Here is a 25,342-nt window from a genome sequence, read left to right as displayed (position 1 = left end):
AAGGGGCAAAGCAGCAGTTAATTCTTACCTTTTTGCCCCTCCTTTCTTTTTATGTTTACTTTTTGAAATTAGATTTCTTCTTTTTTAATCAATTCTGTACGAATTTCTTGTGGAGCCAATAGTCCTGAATGAACTGGATATGGTCGTTCAAGTAGGTCAAGGAAGAGATGTTGACTTTCCGGTACACATACATTTTCACTACACATATTGTAGTAACGAAGGACATAGCCTTCTTCATTTTCAGCTACCTTAAAGGCTGTTGGACAGATTTGCGGTAAGCTGAGGGCCGCATGACTCAAGAGGCTACCAGTCGCAGCCACGCTTCCTTCTTGTTTAGCAAGCTGAAGGCTGGTAAACGGTGTCTGCAAGGCTTTAGCACGACGATAGGCTGAGAAGCGTTCTTGGGCTTGGTGGCACTCAAGCGCAAACTCAACTTCAAACTCACGTAAGCATTGTGCTTCTGGTGTTGGGAAGTAGCCCCAGTCACCTAGCTCACCTGATGCACGCAAAATAGTCACTGCAATGGTGTCGTCTCCAAGGATTTCGTATTCATTCAATCCCTTGTTGGATACAGTCACACCTTTTTCATCGTCATACAGACTAACAAAGGCTTGTTGGTGTTGAGGATTTTCAGGATTTTCCCATGAAGCAGCTGGTTTGTTTGGTCGTGTCACCACCTCATAGATGCTTTCAGAATCATTGCTTGGACGCATGTTGTGAGTCTTGACCAAGAGACGGATACGATGATCTTTGGCAGTGTTGGTAAAGCGAGTCTTGCAACGGATTTGTGGATTATCAACGAAGATAGTCATCTCAGTTTCAAGAGGAATGCTTGTCAATTCTTCTGAACGTCCAGCTTCACGCTTCATAAACTCGATGATGCCTTTTTGCTCTTCTTCTAGCTTTTCATCTGCACTGACAGGCACGGTCAATTCATGTTTGAGCAAAATCTTAGCGTAGCGAGCTGTGTTTTCCAAGACCTCGTAGCCCTTTAATTCTGCATAGATTGGCTCTGTTCCTTTTGGTTGGAAATAGATATACTCGTTTCCGATGTCCCCACGATCTTCAAAGCGGATAAAATCTTCGTAGGCTTCGTGAGTTGTCTTGTCATAAACTGTGATGTTGTCATCCACACTCACCGTTACGAATGGTGTATCAATCACTCCGTTTTGGTAAATACCCTCACGGTGTTCTTGTTCTCCTTCCAGCAATTGGAAAGTTGTCCAAGAAAGTGGCGCTAGGTGAACTGGAATGGTCACGCGCACTTGACGAGCAATACGAGCTTGGCGGAACTTATCTTTTGGTAAATCGTACTCAAAATTAGCTCCGAGGTCTTCGATTTTAGCCTCTACAGGACGCCCATCCAAGTCCTCCACACGGTAGCTTGGCAAGATAAGAGCAGCCATCTTCTTGTATCCTTCTGTTGGGTGCAATTCCTTGAAATCACAAGTCGCAACATCAATCACTGTGCTGACAGTATCAACCTTATCATGCAAACCTGTGTTAATGACAGTAAAGAGATAATCACTTTGAGCCTTAGACGTAGCGATTTTACCCTTCCATTCGTTAAGAAGATTGCTCTTAACAAAGTTTCCTACTTGGTTGACCTTGGCAAAACGAGTTTCCATCTCTCGGTGAACTTCGTCCACGCTACAGCCACAGATGCTATCATGGGGCGCGTTCTGCAAAAGAGTTTTCCAAGCATAGGTCAACTGGTCCTTGTGGTTATGACCACCAGTGATAATCGTCAAGGGTTCTACAACTTGCTCCAGCAAATTACTGTTTTCTTGGAAGGCTTGTTTGAGGTAAATACGGGATGAAGAAGTGTTGGCAAGTGTGTACCAACCATCTGTTTCCTGACTGGTCAATTCACCTGTAACCGTTGATAATTGCTCTGGTAGGGCACTTCCCACGGCTTGAACATATTCATCAAAAGAACTATGAACAAAGGTTACATCTGGGAAGAGTTCATTTGCCACACGAATAGCTTCGCTCAGATTTTTCTGCACAGGCTGGTGGTCACATCCGTTCATCATCAACCATTGGTTGGTCGAAGCATAGGCACGCACATCTGACAATTTTTGTTTCCAGAAGGTCAAGGCCTCATCTTTATCAACTGGAATTTCATTCCCATTACTGTACCAGTTGGCAAAGAGGATACCGAGGACACGACTTCCGTCCGCACCCTGCCAGTACATTTCTGAAAACTGGGAAGTAAACTGCTCATCTTCGAGGACTTGGTTGTCAAATCCAATCGGCTTCACACCACGCCCAAAGGCTGCTACGTGAATCCCTGATTTTTGAAGGATTTGAGGTGCTTGCCCCATATTTCCAAAGGTATCTGGGAAGTAACCAATCTGGGTTGATTTGCCCCATTTTGCACATTCTGCTTGACCAATCAATGTATTACGGACATTGGCTTCACTTGAAATCAAGTAGTCATCTTGCAAGATGTAAAAAGGACCAATTTTCAATTTTCCTTTGTCAATGTACCGTTGGACTTTGTCGCGATTTTCAGGACGAATCTCCAAGTAGTCATCAAGGACAATAGTTTGTCCATCTAAATGGAAACTCTTGAACTCAGGATCATTTTCAAAGAGATCAAAAAGATTGTCAAACAATTCCACCAACTGCATACGGTGGCTTTCAAAAGGCAAGTACCACTCACGATCCCAGTGACTATGTGAGATAATATGTACAACAACATTTTCCATGAAGTAAAACCTCATTCTAAATTTAAATTTTAACGTTTTAAATGTAAATTTGTGATTCTTTCCAAGAATCAGTTGCGCTAAAGCGTGCTCCTTAGCGAATATCCAAGTAATCCAAGACCAATTCACAGAACATCATGTTGGCCCAAGAGAACCATTCACGAGAATAGAGAGTTGGGTCGTCCACGTGGAAGCTTTCGTGCATGACACCTGTACCTCCATCACAAGCAACCAGCTGATCCAGCAAGAATTTCTTCTCTGCCTTATCACTTGTTGTCAATCCTTGGATAGAAAGGGCGATGGGCCAGATATAGCGATAGAAGGTATGAGAACTTCCGAGACCGCTAGCGTATTCTCCTTGGTAGAAGTATGGATTTTCAGGGCTCAGAATGGTACGACGAGTTGCTTGATAAACTTCATCATCGACCGAACAGTAGCCCAGATAAGGTGCAGCCAACAAACTTGGTACGTTTGGATCATCCATGATGCTGGCATTTCCTAGACCATCCACTTCAAAGGCATAAATCTTTTCGCCCTTGCTGTTGCTTGTGTAGGCGTAGTTTTCAATTCCTTCTTGGATTTCAGACTGGAGGCGCTTGGCATCAGCAATAATTCTCTGGCTATCAGCTAGGTTTAATGCTGCAAAGATTTCTTGCACATAACCCAAGACTACTACAGCAAACATATTTGACGGAATCAAGTAACTATACTGGCAGCAGTCATCGCTCGGACGAAAAGCTGACCAAGTCATGCCTGTCACTGCAAAATCAGGGCCAAAGCCATCATTTACCAAGGTATCTTCCTTGCGGTCCGTATCTCGGACAAAACGATAAGGAGAGTTCTTGTGGTCTTGTTCCACCGTCCAAAGATGGAGAATTTCCTTAGTCGCTGCGACAAAAGTCTCATCAAACTGGCTAATCTCGCCAGTCTCTTTCCAGAGGAGATAAGCCAACTGCAAAGGATAGCAAAGCGAGTCTACCTCGTACTTGCGTTCCCAAATCCAGCCGTTAAGGTCGGTATGGTCAGTCTCATGGTGCCCCTTCCAGTTTTCCTCAATGTTAAAGGAATTGGCATAAGGATCCTTGAGTACCAAGGTCATCTGACGTTTGACCAAACCTGCAATGGTCTGACGCAGGAGGGAATCTCTTTTAGCCACATGCAGGTAGGGTCTGAGTTGGGCTGTCGAATCTCGAAGCCACATAGCAGGAATATCACCAGTGAGTACAAAGGTTGAACCATCTTCTAGAATTGCAACCGTATTGTCCAAGGTGTCGGTGTAGCAACGCTCAAAGACATCCACCCACTCTGGATGGTCCTTAGCCCGCTCTGCCACTTTATCTAGCCATTCTCTAACAATTTCTTTTGAATAAATCATCGTGCAGTATCCTCTTTCAAACAAGTTTCATTTTCAGTATATAGCTTTTGAGACAGAAAATACATACACAAATGATAGTCATTTTTCTACAAAATAGTTATCTTTGAAACTCCTTTTCTAAAGGCCCTATTTTTCTGATATAATGTAGAAAAACAGCTAAAGGAAAGACTATGAAACCACTACTTGAAAGCATCGATACCCGCTTTGGAACTGCCAGCAAGCATGCCTTTTCTCGGGGAAATACCCTGCCATACACAGGCCTTCCTTTTGGGATGAATTACTTTGTGCCCCAGACCAGTGACCAGGAGAGCTCTTGGTTTTTTGATCCACATCTGCCTATCTTTCAGGGGATTCGATTGACCCATCAACCAAGTCCTTGGATTGGGGACTACTCTTGGCTCCTTCTGACACCTGTCACCGGTCAACTGGGTGGAGACAGCCTCTTTCACCGCCAATCTTCCTATGACATAGATAAGGCCTCTTTCCAACCTCATTATCTGAAAATTTTCTCCCTGCGCTATCAGATTGAAAGCCAGCTTACACCGACTTGCTACGGTGCTTCTATTCGTTTGAAGCAAAAGCAAGGCAAAGCCCTCTCCCTCTATCTTCACGCAGCAGATGAACTGACAGTAGAACAAGTAGATAAGCGAACTCTCGCCCTGCGACAAGAAGGAAAAACTGAGACTAACAAAAATCCGCTAAAACTATTCACTGCCATGCAAATGAATACGGATATTCTTGCTGTCAGCCAAGAAGGGGGAGACTGGCGAATTGACCTGGAAGATAGCCATGCAGAGATTCAACTAGGCACTTCTTTCATCTCCCCTTCTCAAGCACTGCTTAATCTACCTCAAAAGAACTTTGATAGCTGTAAAGAAAATGCACAAGCGAACTGGGAAAATCTCCTCCATCGTTTTGACGTTATCGAGACAGGAGAGGCTGACCGAACCTTCTTTGATCACTGCCTTTACAGACTCTTCCTCTTCCCACAGACTTTTTATGAGGTTAATGAATCAGGGCAAGCCAGCCACATAGATCTGGCTACTGGTTCTGTCAAGCCCGGTGTCCTCTTTAGCAACAATGGTTTCTGGGATACCTTCCGTACCACATTCCCCCTCTTTGCCCTTGTCATACCGGAACACTATCGTCTCTTTTTAGAAGGTTTTCTCAATAGCTACCGCGATACTGGATTCCTTCCAAAATGGCTGGCCCCAGATGAACGTGGCATGATGCCAGGTACCCTGCTAGATGGCATTATCGCAGATAGCGCCTGCAAGAACATGGCTCCCGACTTGGAAGCAGAACTCCTCCAAGCCATGCTTGAAACAGCCAGCAAATCTGACCCTCTCGGCATCAATGGTCGCCACGGACTAACCCAATACCAAGAACTAGGCTACCTCTCTACTGACCACCACGAAAGCGTCAGCCATACTCTAGACTATGCCTATAGTGACTTTTGTATCGCCAGCTGTGCCGAAAAACTCGGAAAAACAAACATCGCAGAAACTTATAGAACTGCGTCACAAAATTACCGCCATCTATTTGATGCTGAGACAGGTTATATGCGAGCGCGAGACAATCGAGGCAACTTCCGCCCTGACTTCTCTCCTTATAGTTGGGGACGTGATTATGCCGAATGTTCAGCCATCCAAGCAACTTTAGGCGTTCTCCACGACATCCCAGACTTAAGCCAACTTATGGGTGGAAAAGAAGCCTTCAGCAACTATCTTTTGAAAACCTGTCAGGAGGCTCCCCTCTTTGAGACAATAGGCTATGGTTACGAGATTCACGAAATGAGCGAGATGGCTACTGCTCCTTTTGGGCAACTCGCCATTTCCAACCAGCCGAGCTTCCACATTCCTTATCTCTTCCGTTACAGCAACTACCCTGACTACACTGCCCTTCTTATCAAGACGCTCCGTCAGAAAGCTTTTCACCCAAGCTGGCAAGCCTATCCTGGCGATGAAGACAATGGTAGTCTCTCGGCCTGGTACATCTGGTCGGCCCTCGGATTTTATCCGACCTGTCCAGGCAAACCAAGCTATGACCTCGGAATTCCTCTCTTTGACCACCTCCGTATCTACCTAGCTAAAGAAAATAAATGGCTAGATATTCATACTGAGCAAAACCACAGCCATTTTAACTTTGTCAAAGAGTGCCGACTGGATAAGGTGCCCGTATCTAGCATTCAACACCGAGACCTCTTGAAAGCTGAGCAACTGACCTTCACCCTCAGCTGGTTGCCAAGTCATCCGTCCACTTCCTGAAATACAAAAATCTCCTAGCAGACTTTCCTGCTAGGAGATTTTCTTATGAGAGGTACTTATTTAAGCTTTGAAAATCGGATTTATTATTTGATGTTTATCAAACAATCTACCAATTAAGCTTCTTCGTCTTCTTTACGACGACGGCCTGCAAGACCAAGACCAAGTAAGGCACTTGCGGCAGCGGCTACCATAGCTACAGTAGAATCTGCTGTACCTGTATTTGGCAATTCTTTAGTTGCTTTACGCGCGTTTGTTGCTGCTTGGTTGGCATTTGCTGCTTGAGCAGTAGCTGGAGTTACATCTGATGTTTGAGCAGCTTGGTCCTTAGCTGGGCTTGTAGGGTCAGTTGATGGAGCAACTTTCGCCATAAAGTCTTCGATACGTTTAACCATTGCATCCACTTCTGCTTGAGTTGCGTCTGCATTAGCAAATACTTTCTTAGCGTCTGCTAATAAGTCATTCGCTTCTTTTGCAGTTTCTGCATCAAGCTTAGCCGATTCTTGGATGAACAATTCATCTAATTGATGGATAGCACCTTCCAACTTCGCTTTATCTGCTTTTGCGTCAGTGTTAGTAGCTCCGTTATTACCTCCACCATTTGATGGTACATAAGGACGTTGTTTGAATGCATCATCTCTTGGAATTGCTAATACTTGACCTTCTTTTGTAACAATCGTTACATTTCCTTCTTCGTCAATGTTAACCACTAAATCAGTCTTACCATCTTTAGTAACTTTCATATTACCATCTTTATCGATTGTAATTGTTACGTTAGAATCTTTTGAAGTATAAACTGTATTTCCTTGTGCATCTGTTTCTTTCAAGAAGGCATCAAGATCAAATTCATCTTTAGAGTTAATAAGATCTAAAACCATGAATTGGAATTTCTCTTTTTCTTTAGGAGTAATATTAGCAAGGTTTGCTACCGTTACTTTACTCAAGTCGAAATCAAGATTATTACCACCGTTTTTAGCTTTCGCTTCTTCTGCATTCTTCACTAGTTGTTCTTTAGAAATTGTTGCTGTAGAACCGTCTGGCATTGTTACTGTTGCGTTTCCTTTATCGTCTACTACTACAGTTGCACCTGGGTTAACTGCTTCAATTGCTTTCTTAACAGCGTCTTTTTCGTCTTTTGTTAAGTTTTCTTTATTTCCAACTAATGTACGGATAGCTGGTGTTTTCACTTTAGCGTTCTTAGCTTCGTCAGCTAATTTTTCTGCTGGGATGACTAAGTCTGAAGCTGGGATGTTAAGAACTGTTCCGTCACCTTTGGTTACTGTTGCGTCTCCTTTATCGTCTACGACTACAGTTGAATCTGGGTTGACTGCTTCAACAGCTTTCTTAACAGCTTCTTTCTCTTTGTCTGTAAGTTTAGTTGAATCTGCTACTACAGTCTTAGCTGCTGGTGTGTTCGCATCGTTACCACCATTAGCTTTATTAGCATCGTCTTCTACTTTAACTAAGTCTGTTGATGGGATAACTGAAACATTACCATCTTTCACTACTGTTGCATTTCCTTTGTCGTCTACTACTACAGTTGCGCCTGGATTTGCTGCTTTAACTTTGTCTTCGATGGCTTTCTTCTCAGCTTCAGTTAAGGCATTTGGATTTGCGACTTTTGTCTTAGAGGCTGGTGTAACTGCATTGTCTTTAGCATTTGCATCTTTTTCAGATTTTGTTAAATCTGATGCTGGGATAACTGCTGTATTTCCGTTTGGAAGAGTTACTGTTGCATTTCCTTGGTCGTCTACTACTACAGTTGAACCTGGATTGACGGCTGCTACTTTAGCTGCAATTGCTTCTTTCTCATCTTTTGTTAATGAGTCTGGATTTGCAACTTTTGTCTTAGAAGCTGGTTTAACAATGTCATTTCCTGCTTTTGGTGCCTTTTCTGCATCTGCATTCTTCGTTAAGTCTGCCGCTGGAATGACCGCTGTCTTACCATTTACTGTTACTGTTGCGTTTCCTTGGTCGTCCACTACAACTTCAGCACCTGGATTTACTGCTTTAACTTTAGCAACAATTGCATCTTTTTCGTCTTTTGTTAATGAGTCTGGATTTGCTACTACAGTCTTATCTGCTGGTTTAACGATGTCGTTTCCTGCGTTTGGTTTAGCTGCGTCTGATGCTGTCTTAGTTAAGTCTGATGCTGGAATTACAACTGGTTTTCCATCTTTAGGTGTAACTGTTGCATTTCCTTGGTCGTCTACTACTACAGTCGCATCTGGATTTACTGCTTTAACTTTAGCTGCAATTGCATCTTTTTCGTCTTTTGTTAACGATTCTGGATTTGCTACCACAGTCTTATCGGCTGGTTTAACTACGTCGTTTCCTGCGTTTGGCTCTTTAGCTGAATCTGCTGTCTTAGTTAAGTCTGATGCTGGAATGACTGCTACTTTACCATCTTTAGTTGTTACTGTTGCGTTTCCTTGGTCATCTACAACTACAGTTGCTCCTGGATTTACAGCTTTAACCTTGTCTTCGATTGCTTTCTTAGATGCTTCTAAGTCATTTGGATCCAAGACTGTCTTATCTGCTGGTGTGTTGACATCGTTTCCTGCGTTTGGCTTAGCGGCTTCTGCTGCTGTTTTCACTAAATCTTTCGCTGGGATAACCACTGTCTTACCATCTTTAGTTGTTACTGTTGCATTTCCTTGGTCATCAACAACTACAGTTTTAGCTTCTGGATTCACAGATTTAACTTTAGCTGCGATTGCATCTTGCTCATCTTTTGTTAATGATTCTGGATCTTCTACAACTGTCTTGTCAGCTGGTTTAACTACGTCGTTTCCTGCGTTTGGTTCTTTAGCTGAATCTGCTGTCTTAGTTAATGCCGCCGCTGGAATGACCGCTGTCTTACCATTCACTGTTACTGTTGCGTTTCCTTTGTCATCTACTGCTACAGTTGCACCCGGGTTAACTTCTGCTACTTTAGCTGCGATTGCTTTTTTCTCATCTTCCGTTAATGGTTTAGTAGAATCAACCGCTACTTTATCAGCTGGTGTATTGACATTGTTTCCTGCATTTGGTTTAGCTGCTTCTTCTGCTGTTTTCACTAAATCAGTAGCTGGAATTGTTGCAACTTCTCCATCTTTAGTTGTTACCGTTGCATTTCCTTTATCGTCAAATGCCACCTTAGCTTCTGGATTTACTGCTTTGATTGCTTCTGTAATCTTAGCTTTATCTTGGTCTGATAAATGATCTGGATCGCTTACAACTACTTTATCTGCTGGTGTGTTAACTTTGTTTCCTGCATTTGGTTGTTTAGCTTCTTCTGGACTTGTTACTAAATCTGCCGCTGGAATTGTTGCTGTTTCCGTATTACCATCTTTATCTTCTATAGTTACCGTTGCATTTCCTTTATCATCTACGAAGATCGCTTTTGCATCTGGATTTACTTCTTTAATCTTAGCTTCAATCGCTTTTTTCTCTTCTGGAGATAATGGTTTAGTTGGATCAGCTACTACTACTTTATCAGCTGGTTTGTTAATGTTGTTTCCTGCTTTTGCATTTTTAGATTCTTCTGGAGTTTTCACTAAATCTTTTGCTGGAATTACAAAGCTTCTACCATCTTCTGTAGTTATCGTTGCATTTCCATTGTCATCAACAACAACCGTTGAACCTGGGTTCACTTCCTCAACAGCTTTCTTAATAGCTTCTTTATCCACGTTAGCTGGATCTGTTACTAATACCTTATCAACAGGTTTCTTAATTAAATCTTGTTTCTCAGGTTTTAATAGATCTGCTTTTGGTTTCGCTAAAGCTTCTACAGGGATTGTTGCGATGTCTCCATTTGCATTCTTAACAGTCGCATTTCCTTTTGCGTCAAATACTACTGTTGCTCCTGGGTTAACTTCTAAGATGTTTTTCTCAATTTCTTGAATATCTTCCGCTGTTAATTTATCTCTATCTTTCACTAACACTCTGTCTGCTGGTGAATTGATTTTATTTCCTGCATTCACTTTAGCTTTATCAGCGTCAGTCTTCGTTAAATCAGCTACTGGAATTGTTGCAGTTTTACCTTCTGGTGTTGTTACTGTCGCATTTCCATTTTCATCTACGAATACTGTTGCTCCTGGATTTATACGTTGAACTTTAGCAGCGATTTTCGCTTTAACATCATCCGTGATTTGTCCATCTTTAACAAACACTCGATCTGCTGGTTTGTTAATAACGTTACCTGCTTTTGGATCGCTTAATACTTCATCATCAGTTTTCACTAAATCATCCGCTGGAATTACTGCTGTTTTTCCTGCTGGTGTTGTTACTGTTGCGTTTCCTTTTGCATCAACTACTACAGTTGCATCTGGGTTAACTTCTTGAACCTTAGCTTTAATAGCGTCTAAATCTGCTTTAGTTAATGCATCTTTATCAGCAACTACTGTTTGATCGATAGGTTTCTTAACCGCATCTTGTTTCGCTGCATTTTCCAAGTCTTCTTTAGCATTTGATTTCACTAAGTCACTTACAGGGATTGTCGCTGTAGCTGTAGTACCGTCTTGATTTGGTACTGTTACTGTTGCGTTTCCTGCTTCGTCAAATACGACTTTAGTCCCTTCAGGGTTTACCGCTTGAATCGCTGCAGTAATCTTAGCTTTTTCAGCATCAGTTAATTCAGCTGGATTTGCTACTACTGTTCTTTCTGCTGGAGTGTTTACTTTGTTTCCTGCTGATGGAGTTTCTTTAACTGCTGGATCTTTCAATAAATCATCTACAGAAATCGTTGCTGTGTTTCCTTCTGGAGTCGTTACTGTTGCGTTTCCTTGGTCATCAACAAAGACAGTAGCACCTGGGTTTACTGCTTCAACCGCTTTTTGGATTTTAGCTTTAACTTCATCTTTATTCGGTCCAACTAAATCTGCCGCCGCTGCTGCTACTTTATCCGCTGGCTTGTTGATGTTATTTCCTGCTTTTGCACCATCAACTTCTTGTGGAGATTTCACTAAGTCTTCTTTGGCGATTACTACAGTTTTTCCTTCTGGAGTTGTTACTGTTGCATTTCCTTCGTCATCAACTACGATAGTTGTCTTCGGATCTCTATTTACCTTAGCGATTTCTGCTTTGATTGCATCTTTTTCAGCTGGAGTTAATTTACCTGCTTTCTTAACAAGTGTTTTATCTGCTGGTTTCTTAACTGCATCTTGCTTGTCTGGGTTCCTTAAGTCAGCTGCATCTTTTGCTAAATCAGATGCTGGAATTGTTGCCACAGCTCCATCTTTCGTTGTTACTGTTGCGTTTCCTTTTTCGTCAAATACAACTGTTGCACCTGGATTCACTTTAAGGATTTCTGCTCTAATCTTATCTTCATCAGCCTTGATATTAGCAGGATCTGTTACAACAACCTTAGTTGCTGGAGTGTTTACTTTGTTTCCTGCATTTGGTTGAGTTGTATCTTTGATAAGATCTTCAACAGGGATTGTCGCTGTTTTACCATCTGGAGTTGTTACAGTCGCATTTCCTTGGTCGTCTACGAATACTTTTGAACCTTCTGGATTCACTGCTTCTACAGCCGCTTTGATTTTAGCTTTAACGTCTGCTTTCTTCGCATCATCAGCTAAATCAGCTTTTGTTGCTGCTACTTTATCGGCTGGTTTGTTGACGTTGTTTCCTGCTTTTTCATCTTTAGCTTCTTCTGGAGATTTCACTAAGTCAGTTACTGGAATTGTTGCTGTCTTACCGTCTGGTGTAACTACTGTTGTATTTCCTTTTGCATCAACTACTACTGTTGCATCTGGATTTACTGCTTGAACTTTAGCCTTGATTGCTGCGATATTTTCAGGAGTTAAGGCATCTTTATTAGCAACTACTTTGTCTGCTGGTTTGTTGATGTTGTTTCCTGCTTTAGCAGTTTCTTTGTCAGCTTCTTTCTTCACTAAGTCAGCTTTTGGAATAACGACAGTTTTACCTTCTGGTGTTGTTACTGTTGCATTTCCTTTGTCATCAACTACTACAGTAGAATCTGGATTTACTGCTTCAACTGCTGCTTTAATAGCGTCTTTAGCTTCTTGTGGTAAATCTTTATCAGCTGCTTCTAATTCTGGAACAACTACTACTTTATCTGCTGGTTTGTTTACAGCATCTTGTTTCGCTGGATCAGCTAAGTCAGCTTTAGGTTTTACTAAATCGCTTGCTGGAATTGTTGCTGTTTTTCCTGCTGGTGTTGTTACTGTTGCATTTCCTTTTTCGTCAAATACTACGTCAGCACCTGGGTTTACTGCTTGAATTTTAGCTTTAATTGCATTTTTATCATCTTCTGTTAATGCAGCTGGATTTTCTACCACTACTCTATCTGCTGGAGTGTTTACTTGGTTTCCACCAGTTACATTGTCTTTATCAGCATCTGATTTGACTAAATCTGCCACTGGAATTGTCGCAGTTTTACCATCTTTAGTTGTTACAGTCGCATTTCCTTGGTCATCGACTACTACTGTAGCATCTGGGTTCACTGCTTCAACTGCTGCTTTAATTCTAGCAAGTTCAGGGTCTGTTAATTGCTTACTGTTATCAACACGTACTCTGTCCGCTGGGTTGTTGATGTTGTTACCAGCTTTGGCAGTTGATGTTTCATTAGGTTTTTTAATTAAATCATCTGCGTCAATAACTGCTGTTTTACCTTCTGGTGTTGTTACAACTGCATTTCCTTGGTCGTCAACTACTACAACTGCACCTGGGTTTACTGCTTCAACTTTTGCCTTAATCACGTCTTTTACTTTAGTACGTTCTTCTGGGCTTAATGCTGCAATATCTTCTACAACTGTTTGGGCATTCGGTTTGTTGATGTCATCTCCACCGTTTGCTTTCTTAGCGTCTTCTTCTGTCTTGAATAAGTCACCTGCTGGAATTGTCGCAATTGTTCCATCTTTAAGAACTACTGTTGCATTTCCTTCTGTGTCATATTTAACAGCTTTAACTTTTTCGTCGCCACCATTTAATTTTTTCAGTTTTTCAGTTACTTCAGCTTGTGCTGCCGGGTCTGTCGCTAGTCCAACTTTTTTATCTGCTGGCTTACGAACTCCTGCATTACCTGAATCAGGATTTGCTGCATCAGCTAAAGTACGCACCAATTCTTTGGCTGTAAATCCTGCTGTATTTCCTTCTGGTGTTGAAACCGTTACTGTACCATTATCATCAATTGTCACAACAGCATTAGGGTTTACTTCACGAACAGCTTTTTTGATGTTTTCTTTATCTGCATCTGTCAAACTTTCAGGATTTCCAACAATCACTTTATCCGTTGGACGGTTGATGTTGTTGCCACCACCATCTTTTTCTAAATCGGCTTCAGATTTTGTTAAATCTTCTTGTTTTAATGTTTCAGGTGCTTGCTTCCCTGGTAAGGTTACTTCAGCACTTCCATCATCCTTAACAACTACCTTAGTTCCCGGAGGATTTACTGCTTTAATAGCATCTTCTAGTTTTTTCCGTTCATCCTCATTTAAGGCTGATGGATTTTCAGCAATTACCTTGTTCGCTGGTAAACGAGCAGAGTTAATGGCTTTAATCGCTGCTTCTGCTGATTTCTTAGCGTTATCAACATCGGCATTTTTCTTAGCACCATCGATTGCCTCTTCCGAAGCTTTCTTAACAGCATCTACCTCAGCTTGAAGTTTTGCTCTAGCTTCTTCAGTCAAGGCTGCGTCTTGAGCAATCTCTTGCTTTTTAGCAGCGGCTGTAGTTTCTACCGCTGTTTTAGCTTCTGGTTTTTTAGCAGCAGGTTTGGTAACACCCTCTACTTCTGTTTTTCCAGTATCGCCTGCTGTATCGATTTCACCTTGCTCTCGTGTAGCTGCTTCAGGCGTTTCTGCATTATCATTTTTCGCATTGATTTCAGCTTTCTTAGCATCAGCAAATTTTTTAGCTTCTGCCTTTGCGTCTGCCTTTTCTTCCTCTGTTAGGTCAGTGCGGGCATCCATTTCTGCTTCTTTAGCTTTTAAGGCTTCATCGATTTTGTCTAATGCTGCTTGTTTACCGATTGGGTTGATTTTAGCAACTTCTTTGGTTCCTTCAGCTTGTTTATCGTTTACAGTAGTTTGAGCTGCTGTTGCCGCATCTGCTGTTTCTGCTGTTGCTGGTTGTTTTTCGATTTCAGCAAGGGCTGCTGCTGCCTTGTCTTCAGCATCTTTTTTAGCTTTTTCCTTCTCGGCTTGTGTTAAGCTATCATTGTTCTCAATAGCCTCCTTCTTAGCTTCCAAAGTCTTAGCGATTTCTTCTTTAGCTTTTTCTTTACCGATTGGATTTACTTTCGCTACAGCACCAGTACCTTCATCTTTACCTGCAGTTACATCTGTTGCATTTGTAGCATCAGCGATTTTTTCTAATGCTGCTGCTTTATCTTTTTCTACATCAGCAATAGCTTTATCTTGCTCAGCTTTTGATAAGTTATCATTACCTTTAATAGCTGCAATTTTCGCATCTGCTTGGTTAGTTACTTCCTCGATTGCTGGTTGTTTATCTAATTTCACAACTTTATCGACAGGAATGGTGTCTTTAGAACCATCTTTATATGTTACTACTAAGTTTTCACCGTCTTGAACAAGGTCTTTTACAACCTTCTTAGCATTTTCTGCTTCGACTGCTTTTCCTTTTTTGTCTTCTAAGTTCTTATCTTCATTTTTCTTAGAGTATTCTAATGGAAGACTTTCTTTAAGCTTAGCTAATTCAGCCTCTGGAATATGAGCGATATCTGTTACCACCGGTTTATCAGCATCAGCTAATTCTCTAATGTCATATTTTGCTGTTTGAGCTTTTAATTTGATAGTGAATGAACCTGGGTCAGTTGCATATGAAGAACCTTTAGCAACATTATGGATTTCTTTACCATCTGTATCTGTCGCAGTTGCATAACGAGTTACAATTTTAAGTTCTTGATTTGCTTCTTTAGGGAATTTGCTCTCGGCAATTCCAGAGTTATCTTTTGAAATATTACCTTTAATTTTTACAATAGCAGGATTTTCTGCTGTTGCTACCGTTTCAGTAGAAATTTTTTCAACTGTTGTATTGTACTCATTATCTAAAACATCAGGATTAGATTCATCTTTAGCTGGCGAATCCTGATTCCCACCACGTTTAATTGTCGCAGATGCTATTTTCCCTGAATCATCTGTAAATTTAATAGGAATTTCAAAATCTTCGTTCGCATACACGTAAACATCTTTTTTACCGTCTACAGAGTAAGGAATTTTCACTTCTGGAGCATTGTTTGTACGTGCAAAATCAGTCAATGGTCTAGTATCTGTTGAACCATCTTTATAGGTTACAACTAGATTGTTATCAACTTTTTTAATGCTTGCGATACGGTCTGCTTGATTTTCTACAGCTTGACCTTTTTTATCAGCTAGACGAGCATCCATATTGTTTTTAGAGTACTCAATCTTAAGCTTTTCTTTGATTTTATTAAATTCTGCTTCAGTTACTTCCGATGCATTATCCACTGCTACTTTATCAGCTTCTGCTGGTGTTTGAATGTCGTATTTTTGAGTTTGAGGTTTAAGCATAACTCTAAGTGACATGTTATTAGCAGTTTCTTTTCCAGACCCTACAAATTCTTTTCCTTCAGAATCGACTACTTTTAAGTAACGCCATCCTAAAGCTACGCCTGGAGGGTTCTCTCCTTTGGTTGCAGCCTCTAATTTAGCTTGTGTAAATGACCCTTCTGGAGCTGGGGTACCTGAGTATGTAATAACTGCTGGCTTAGCTTCTGTGGCTGTTGTTTCAGAAGAAATAACATTAGCTGTATATCCATATTGTGTATTGACTTTATCTGTTTCACCTGCTACAGGTTTAAACGGATTACTTCCCCATTGTAATAAAGTCGCACTTTTAATCTTATCCGCATCGTCTTTAATTTTGATGTCGAATGAGTTTTCTTCTGCTCCGTACACATAAATTTCTCGTTTAGGTTCATCAGAGAACGGGAACTCCACTACAGGATCCAGATCCGTACGTGCCACATCTGCAACTGGAGTAGTGTCTACTGAACCATCTTTATAGGTTACAACAATATTTTGTCCATTTACTTCAATGTTTTCAACAACTTCAGCTCTATTATCTAAAGTTGTACCTTTTTTAGATTCTAGTCTAGCATCTTGGCTAGTTGTAGAATATCCAATCTTGATTTGGTCTTTAATTTTCTGAATATCATTTTCCGTTAAGTTGTTAATATCTGAAACAGCAATTTTATTAGCGTTATTTTCTGGTTGTTGAATGCTGTATTTGTATGTTTGAGATTTAACAACTAGTCTGAAATAACCCTCTCCGTTTGTACCTGCTCCTGCTTCAATCTTTCCTCCTGCTGCATCATAAATTTGCATAAACCTAGCACCTAATCCAGCATCTTGGTTTTCTTGTTTTGTATATGCAGGAAGTTCTTTGAACTTATCATTTGGTTTCCCTGTTACTCGAACTGTTACCGGTCCTTGAGCTGGTGTTAAAACAGAGTGATAAGTCCAACCCCAACCATCTGTTTCCTCTGGTTTAGGATCCGAATGTATATCTCGTTTATCTAAATACTGACCGCTTCCTCCCTTAACATAGGCTTTTACAATATTTCCAGCGGTTGAATTTACAGAAATACTAACATCCGCATTTTCTTCATTGTATAAGTAGATTTCTTTTTTAGATTGATTTGAATATTCCAGAGTATAGCTAATGTCGCCTTTAGTCTCAGTCGTCTCAGCTCTAAACGCATTCTCTTTATCAATCTCTTTATCGTTACGTGGGTCGTTTAAACCTGTGTTTTCGATTGCGTTAGATTCTGATTTTTTCTCAGTGTTTTCTGCTTTTTTACCTACAGTTGGTTGTCCGTTAGTAGTATCTACTTTCGGAGCGTCTTTTGAATCTTTTGGTTTGTTTTTTAATTTTGAGCTTACTGTAGTGACAAGGTTTCTGTAAGCTACGTTCAATTCATCTTGACTAGTTGCAGAAGCGAGTACAGACTCAGCAGAAGCCAATTCACCATTCAAAAGAGCAAGGCTCTCCTCTGTTTTATTAGCATACGTACCTGCAGAAAGTTTTGATTTAACTTCTGAAATGTAGTTTTCAAGTTGCTTTTTGTCCAAAGCTGGAGTTGTTACTTCTGGTGCAGCTGGTTTTGCTGGTTCTTCTACGACTGGTTGTGCTGCTGGAGTTGATTGGGCATCAGAAGCTGGTGCTACTACCGAAGCACTTTCTGCTTCTTGTGGTCCCTCATGTTCAGAGGCTAGCCCTGGAGCTGCTAGAGATGTCTCTTGTTTGCTTAACTCATTAGCTGATACAGCTCCATTTCCCAAGAACATGAACAGGGCAGCAACTGCTACACTGGCTGCTCCAAAACTATATTTACGGATTGAGTAACGTGTGACTTTTTCACGGTGCGAGCGTTCAACACGACTCATAGGCGATTTCTTCTCCACTTATTGTGTTCTCCTTAAAAATATTTTTTATGTCCATATCTACATGCAAAGATTCCTCGCCATGGACGAGGTTTTGCATGTGATACTTTACTTCTTCATTGTACATGATAAGTGATATATATGCAAACTAAATGCTTATCAAATTCGCAAAAAAAAAAAAACATTTTCAGACAATTTTCACAATTTGTTCGTTTTTATAACCAAAATTATGAATTTTTTAACTTCAAAATCAGGAAAATATTTTGATTTTCTTCATGTTATTATATTGTATTAAAACCTGAAATTCGGAAATGAATTTGGATAAAATCTTTTTATTTTGAAAAGCAGATAACTTTGATACCTAAAAGGAACTATTCTACTATTTTTAAACAAAACATTCGTAAAATAAATATACAAAAATTTTTAGGTTTTTAGCTTTTTTTCTTCCAAAAAAGAGAACCTGTCAGTTAAATGCCCAGATTCTCTGATAGCTTTCTAGCAGAGCCCGACAAAACCAGACCCTATCTCTCATATGCACTATTCTCTTAAAATTCAAAGGCTAAACACGCCAGAGTCGCCTCACCGTAGAAATATGACTGACTCCCACATCCTAATTACGACCTAAAAGTATTAGCATTCTCTGGCTGGTCTGCCTGTTGCAACTAACAACTAAAGCTAAAATAAAACATGCTACCTCATTTTGGCAACATGTCATCTGTTCCTATATTATAGTAATTCCTCAAACTCGGCGACGGTCATACCTAATTGCTGGCTGGCAACCTCGGAAGTCAGAAGACCTTGACGGACCATATCCAGGAAGGCAAAGAGTTTCCCACGCTCCAGTCCCTGTTCAAGGCCTTCCGCTCGTCCTTGTTCAAGACCTTCTGCCCTAGCTGTTTCCAAGGCATAGTCATGAGCTAGTAAAGCTTGTTCTTCTCGCATACGTAGTTGACTAAACATCTTCCTGTCCTCCTCAGACCAGCTCTTGTAGTCTAGCAGTTGGTCTGCTTAGCTGATGGCTCGCTCGGGTTCCTGAGTAAAGGGTTTATTCCCGAAAAACTCTAACCACGGCTTGCGAACCTCGTCTTTGCTGATTTCTCTGTATTTTTTAGGTCTTATTTATGATGGTCTTTCAGCAACGCTTCAAACTCCGCGACTGACATACCCAGTTGCTGACTCGCAACCTCCGAAGTCAGAAGACCTTGACGAACCATATCTAGGAAGGCAAAAAATTTCCCTTCCTCCCTAGCTGTTTCCAAGGCATAGTCCTGTGCTAACAAAGCTTGTTCTTCTCGCATACGTAGTTGACTAAACATCTTCCTGTCCTCCTCGGACCAGCTCTTGTAGTCTAGCAGTTGATCTGCTTGGCTGATAGCTCGCTCAGGTTGTTGAGTAAAGGGCTTGTTCCCGAAAAACTCCAACCATGGCTTGCGAACGCTATCCTTGCTGGTTTCTCTATATTTTTTTAATTCCAAGAATGCCATCTTGACCAGATGGTTTTCTTGTCCGTTATTGGTAATAGTTAAAACCTCACCTGTCGTATCCTCTCGCATACTAAAACTGTGAAAGGCAGAATCATCTTGGAAGTAGTTGCTATCCACAATGGCGATGGCATAGACTGGTGCAATGTGTTTATAGCTCTGGTGAGTATCACCTTCGCGTTGGCGAATTTTTTCAAGATTTTGATTGATCTGACTGCACAGATAAGCCCATAGGCGATTGATGAAAAAATTCTGATGATGAACTTGAATTTCAATGATTACTTGGGTTCCATTATCTAACTCCGCTAAAACATCTATACTGGTATAGAAATCCTGGGCCGAGTAGGGGAGGGAAGGCAAGACATGAATATTGCTTCCCTCCAAAATGATCACATTTTTGGCTGGTAAATCCAGCATATCGCGAATAAATTGACAAGTGATTTCTGGGTTACTAAAAATCTTCTTAGCAACCAAGTCGTTGGTTGGGCTAATGCCCGGATGTCTTAGAATCATCCTTTTCCTCCTTTTATTATACCACAGTTTTAAATCTAGGTTTGCTAGATTTACTGCTACTATCTATTTATTCGGAAAAGAAATGAATTATAAAGATATTTTATCTCGTTTCAACTAAAATATGAGCTTGATCAATCAGTTGTCCATCAACAGTCAGATTTAGATAAAAATCTAAAGTCTTATCAGCAGCAAAATACAGGGTTGGTATGGTCAAATCTTTTTTGATTTCCCCTGCTTGGAATTGAAGGACTTGAATATCGTCCTGATAGGCGACACCATGGACACCTGTCCCCGGTTGAATCGAAATCTTAGCTTCCAAAGGAATATTACTTTCGCTACGTTCAATCCTAAAATGAAGAGTCTCTCCCTTTGCTACAGCTAGGCTTTTTTCTGCCAATGCTAGTCCCTGAACAACTTCTTTTTTTGATAAGCTAGGAGTTTTATAGAGTGAAATCTTGGTCAATACAGGTAAATCCTGTGAGTCTGTAATCATCACGCGCACCTTCTGTGCCTCTACTAGCGAACCTCGCAAGAGGCGTTTATGACCAATTGTAAAGCCCCTACCAAATTCCTGCCAGACGCCGTCCACCTCTACTTGCACATGAAAAGCAGCGATTCGTTGCCCTAGCTTCAAATCTTCTCTTAACTCAATGACATCAAAAGTTTTAGGTGACCCTAAGTCGAATTCTAACTGGATTGGCAAGCCTACGTCGCTTGCCCAAGAGCTGGTCTCAAGGCCGTCTGTCAAGTGGTGACAGGCAAAGTCTACGGAAAGAGCAGGACCAGATACCTTAGCTCCCAGAGCCAAATCTTCTTTATAGAGCTCATTGCGATAGGCCGCAAATTCATAGAGGCGTTCAATATCCTTTGCATCAAAGAGCCCATCTTGATTCGGCGGAATATTGAGTAAGAGAGGTGTGCCCCTCCCCACCGAGTGAAAGTAGATTTCGACCAACTCCTCAAGAGACTTAGGATCCTGATCCTCATGGTAAAACCAGCCCGGCCGGATAGAAACATCTGCCTCACCGATTGAAAAAATCGTGCCCGAGGGATCTCCGTGCTGAAGATAGTCCAGCTCTGCTTCTGTTCCTAGTTTGTCAGGATTCACCTTTTGCCACAGGGGATCACCTGCATACCCTCGTTCATTGCCAATCCAGCGTATACTGGTGCCTTCTGTTGAAAAAATTAAGCAATCGCCCTGCAGTTCACGAATGGTTTCAAACCATTTTTCAAATTCATAATTGACCTTTTGAGCACCCTCTCCTCTGGCACCATCCATCCAGACCTCAGCAAATTTTCCTGCATTACCATAAGCAGGATTTGATAAGATTTCCTGCAGCTGAGCCAGATAATAGGCATTATAGTCCGCCTCTCGCTCCACATGATAGAGAGGACTGCGGGCATCCCAGGGTGATAGGTAGACCCCCATATCCATATCAAACTCTGTGGCAGCTTGGGATACTTCAAGGAGCAAGTCCCCTTCTCCATTCCTCCAAGGACTGGCCTTGACCGAATAATCTGTGTGAGCTGTCGGATAGAGGACAAAGCCGTCGTGGTGCTTGACCACCAAAATCAACTTCTTAAAGCCCGTTTCCTTGAGTACGCGAACCCACTCACGCGCGTCTAACTGTGTCGGATTAAAGCGTTCAGGATCCTCCTGACCTGTCCCCCATTCCTGATCATAAAAGGTATTGGGGCCAAAATGGATAAAGGCTGCTAGTTCATCCTCTAAATAAGCTAGCTGGGCCTGACTAGGCAAAGGGCCATGCGGTTTTATTTCTCTTACCATACTATTTCCTATCTACACTTTTCTTCACTTTTTTGGCATGTACTTGCAATTCTGTTAACGCTAGAGGGCTTGCCAATCCTTCAAATCGAAGACGAAGGGAATAAGTCTCTACCTTATCAAATTCAAAATGAAGCTCTTCATCCTTGTCGCTTGAAACTTTTCGGACAGCTGATACAGGGCGCCAATTCTCCTCTTGCTTGAGCAGGGAATCCTTATCCAAATGATTGGGAGTCCGAGGCAAGCTAGGCTCATTCCCTACATAATAATCAATATGGGTAGGATTCACCGCCACATAGTTTTGATTTTCAACATAATACAAGGTCACATTATCCACAAATCGCGGTTTCAAAATGCCTGCGTCTCCAAAAAGAATACCCACGCTGGCTTGATCTGACTTAGCAATCCAAGTATTGGCTGTCGATTTCTTCCGAGCAATGACCTTGTCATTGAGATATGAGGCTGGGTGATTCGGCTCTGAGTGGGAAGCAAAGACCAGAGGCAGATTGGACCCTGTCCATTGATTGGAAATGACTTCCCCATCTACACTAGCATCTGTCACATGAATGGTGACTGTTGCTGGCAATTCACAGCCCGCTACCTGTCCTGTAAGAATACATTCTCCTACCTGAGCATAGATTTGAGGATCTAGTTCATCCCAAGTCACCTTGGCCGTATCTCGTCTGCCATCTGATAAGACTAGCTTGACTCGGTCTGGTAAATGTGGGGCTTCCTTGACAAGCGTCCAAACCCTTTCAGGCTCAATAGCGCAAATCCCTTGAACACAAACCTGAGCCGAAGCCTTTAAATCCAGTCCCTCTAGCTGGCCAGATACCGTAAACTCATGAAATCTTGCCAAATCTTCTTCAGGAATCTCCTCCCAAACAACCTTGACTCCTTTTGCACTACCAGACTCATAGTCCACCAAGACTGAAGATGGCAGCTGTGGATAAGTACCCTTATCTGTATATAAGCGAAGAGATCGTACAGAAACTGCCTGCCCTAGTGAGGTATTTTCTGCAACCTGCAAATGAGTTTGATAGGTTTTCCCTTGATAAATAGCACTAATAACCAAGTCCCCTGCAGACAAGCAATGAAGCACTCCCTGCTTAATAATGGCGTGGGCACTACCACTCGTCTCCCAAATCACTTCACTATTCCCCACTTTGTTCACAGGGTTATCCACAGTTTGTGGATAAAGTCCAATGGCTGGGGAATCCCCTTCTTGTAATCCTGCCTGCTTGTCCACTCGAATCTCAAACAAGCGCTGATTTTTCACTGGCTGGCAATCAAAAGCCTCTCCCACTAAGAGATCAAAACTTGCTGGCTCTAGTCCTCTGGCACTGGCCTTTACTCTGACTTGGCCTGCCTGCTCCAAGCTCTGAACTAAGAGGACACCTCTGCCATGAAAGGCTTTCCTCTTAAAACAACCATTTTTCTGAGCCTTGTAACGTTCACGACTGGCCTGCCTGCCATTATCCACACCCACAATGCGAGCAGGGCCTTCAATTTCAAAATGAAGCTGATTGGAAGCAGTCGGAACCCAATTTCCATCCTTGTCCAATACATCAAAATAGAGATAGAGGAGGTCTTGCCCATCTGGCTCCAGTTTTGTTTTCTCGGCATGTAATCCGATTTTGGCTGGCTTACCTGCAGTCACCACCCTATCTTCTGCCACAAGCTGACCTTGACGGTCATAGGCTACAGCATGCAATTCTCCCGGTTGATAGGGCAAACTCCATTCAAGATAGAGCTGGTCATAACCTTCTCCCTCTTGGTATTTTCTACCATCTGAAGTCCATTTTTCCTGAAAAGTCTTCCTGCCTTTGGATTTTCCATTTAGAAATAGCTCTACAGAACGGGCATTTGAATACACTCGAACAGGGATACCCCCATACTTATCCACAACTTGTTGATAACTCTTGTGGATTTCCCAATTCCAGTGGGGCAGGATATGAACCATGGGAAGCTGATCTAGGTCCAACCACTGACTTTGATAGAGATAATAGTCATTTTTAGGAGTCCCTGCCGTATCCACGATCCCAAAATAGGAACTCTTTACAGGCGTGTCATTTTGATTGTGCCAAGGAGTCGGTTCACCGATATAGTCCACTCCTGTCCAGATAAACTGACCCGCATAGTCTAGCCGATTTCTATCTGCTATCCAAGAAGCCGTCGCTGTCTTCCCCCAAGGAACCCGATCATTGCCATAGTCTGACTGTTCAAAATTCCGCACGCGGCGATTATCCCCAACCCATTCCTTATCTGGACGAAAATAGCTGTCACGCGTCCTTGTAGCCGATGAGGTTTCAGACCCGTAAAGTCGCCACTTGGGATGTCTTTTGCGAATCCCATCAATATTGTCTTCCGAGTAATTCAAGCCCACCACATCCAACAAATCAGCAATCTTTTCATGGCCTCCAGATCCATCTCCAAAGCGGAACTGGTCCATTCCCATGGTCACAAAACGGCTATCATCCACTTCTTTGACTCTTCCTAGCAAACGTTTGATAGTCTTCAATGAATGAGCATCGCCATTTGCTTCGCTGACTTCATTTCCCAAGGACCACATAAAGACGGCTGGATTGTTCTTGCCACGCTCAATCATAGTACGCAAATCGTAATCTGACCAGAAATCGCCTGCTTTCGCTTCTGGATGAGTCGCTTCTTCCTCAAAAAACCGACCATAGTCATATTCTTTCTTGCCTCCATACCAGGTATCAAAGGCTTCTTCTTGGATGAGTAGGCCCATTTTGGTAGCTAGATCCAGCAAAATACTACTGGCTGGATTATGGGTAATTCGAATAGCATTGACGCCCATTTCCTTCATCTGGCGCAATCGTCTCTCAGCAGCGGACCTGTTTTCCACAGCTCCCAGCGCTCCGTAGTCATGGTGCAAACAAACCCCATGAATCTTCAACCAGCGACCATTTAGAAAGAAGCCCTTATCCGCTTGCCAATCCATATAGCGGTAACCAAAGGTCTCCTCTTCTTCATCAACCAAAATGCCATTTTTGTAAAGGCGAGTCTTCAATTGGTAAAGGTGAGGGTGATCAATATCCCAAAGCAAAGGTTGGAAAATTGATACGGCTTGTTGGAAAGAATATTTGTCCCCAGACTCAATCACTAGAGAGTCTGTCGCCTGCCAGTCTGACAGCTGTTGTCCATCATACCAGACACTCTGCTCCAAATACGCCGACACGGACTGAGGTCCGTCATTTGAAACCTTACTTGTAAGCTGAGTTTCCACCCATCCATCTCTTTGTTCCTTGAGCTTGGGACTTGCTATCTTAATCCCATATAAATCCAGATGCACCGAATCTGTCATCAACAATTTTACTTCTCGGTAAATACCGCTACCAGAGTACCAACGACTGCTAGGTTGCTGATTTTCCACAAAAACCGCAAGCTGGTTGGCTGTCCCATCGTTTCTTAGATAAGGGGTGATATCATAAGAAAAGGGTGTATAGCCATTGGGATAATAGCCCAGCACTTGCCCGTTGATATAGACTTGGGCATTCATGTAAACCCCATCAAAGAGCAAACGCACCGAAACAAGACTGGCATCTTCTTCCAAGTAAAACTGTGTCCGATACCAAGCCTGACCCCCGTTTAACTGGCCACCCTCATTTTGCGCTGGCGAATACTGGTCAAAATCATTGTAAATACTCCAGTCATGTGGCACTTGAATGGCCTGCCAATTTCCCCTCTGAAAATCCAACGCCAAGGCCTCTTCCTTCCCCATCTCTTGGCTAAAAAACCAGTGATTTCGTAAAACTTCTTCTCTTCTCATACAAGCATTCCTCTTTAAACGACTCGATTTACTTGACTATAGCACAA

Annotated in this window: 7 protein-coding genes and 1 pseudogene; 1 reads left to right on the top strand and 7 read right to left on the bottom strand. The window is 42.0% G+C overall.

All coding sequences use genetic code 11. From position 1 onward, the window contains the following. Nucleotides 1-68: 68 nt before the first annotated feature. On the bottom strand, nt 69-2,714 hold the full coding sequence (locus HT724_RS01725) for an alpha-mannosidase (RefSeq protein WP_173276080.1): 2,646 nt from the start codon (nt 2,712-2,714) through the stop codon (nt 69-71). A 91-nt stretch (nt 2,715-2,805) separates the two neighbouring features. Beyond that, entirely contained in the window at nt 2,806-4,086 is a 1,281-nt protein-coding gene (locus HT724_RS01720) for a glycoside hydrolase family 125 protein (RefSeq protein ID WP_173276079.1), read from the bottom strand. 170 nt (nt 4,087-4,256) lie between these two features. Here HT724_RS01720 and HT724_RS01715 point away from each other — a divergent pair, with 170 nt between their 5' ends. After that, entirely contained in the window at nt 4,257-6,353 is a 2,097-nt protein-coding gene (locus HT724_RS01715) for a GH92 family glycosyl hydrolase (protein ID WP_173276077.1), read from the top strand. A 113-nt stretch (nt 6,354-6,466) separates the two neighbouring features. On the opposite strand, the gene HT724_RS01710 is transcribed toward HT724_RS01715, so the two are convergent. The 5 genes and pseudogenes from HT724_RS01710 to HT724_RS01690 all read right to left on the bottom strand — a co-directional run bounded on the left by HT724_RS01710 (nt 6,467) and on the right by HT724_RS01690 (nt 25,295). Further along, entirely contained in the window at nt 6,467-17,725 is an 11,259-nt protein-coding gene (locus HT724_RS01710) for a DUF1542 domain-containing protein (protein ID WP_173276075.1), read from the bottom strand. Nucleotides 17,726-18,448: 723 nt separating this feature from the next. Then, nucleotides 18,449-18,832 (bottom strand): annotated as a pseudogene (locus HT724_RS01705) (flagellar assembly protein H domain protein); the annotation flags it as partial. A gap of 5 nt (nt 18,833-18,837) precedes the next feature. Continuing rightward, nucleotides 18,838-19,716 (bottom strand): Rpn family recombination-promoting nuclease/putative transposase, encoded by an 879-nt coding sequence (locus tag HT724_RS01700; protein ID WP_173276073.1) that lies wholly within the window; start codon nt 19,714-19,716, stop codon nt 18,838-18,840. Nucleotides 19,717-19,816: 100 nt separating this feature from the next. Then, a complete protein-coding gene (locus HT724_RS01695) occupies nt 19,817-21,505 on the bottom strand; it encodes an alpha-L-fucosidase (RefSeq protein ID WP_173276071.1) in 1,689 nt (562 codons plus the stop codon). Nucleotide 21,506: 1 nt separating this feature from the next. Next, nucleotides 21,507-25,295, bottom strand: coding sequence for a sugar-binding domain-containing protein (locus HT724_RS01690; protein WP_173276069.1), 3,789 nt, complete (start codon nt 25,293-25,295; stop codon nt 21,507-21,509). Between the last annotated feature and the right edge of the window lie 47 nt (nt 25,296-25,342).

Source organism: Streptococcus sp. k-402 (assembly GCF_013277515.1).
Taxonomy (GTDB): Bacteria; Bacillota; Bacilli; order Lactobacillales; family Streptococcaceae; genus Streptococcus.
This window is presented reverse-complemented; position numbering and strand designations above follow the sequence as displayed.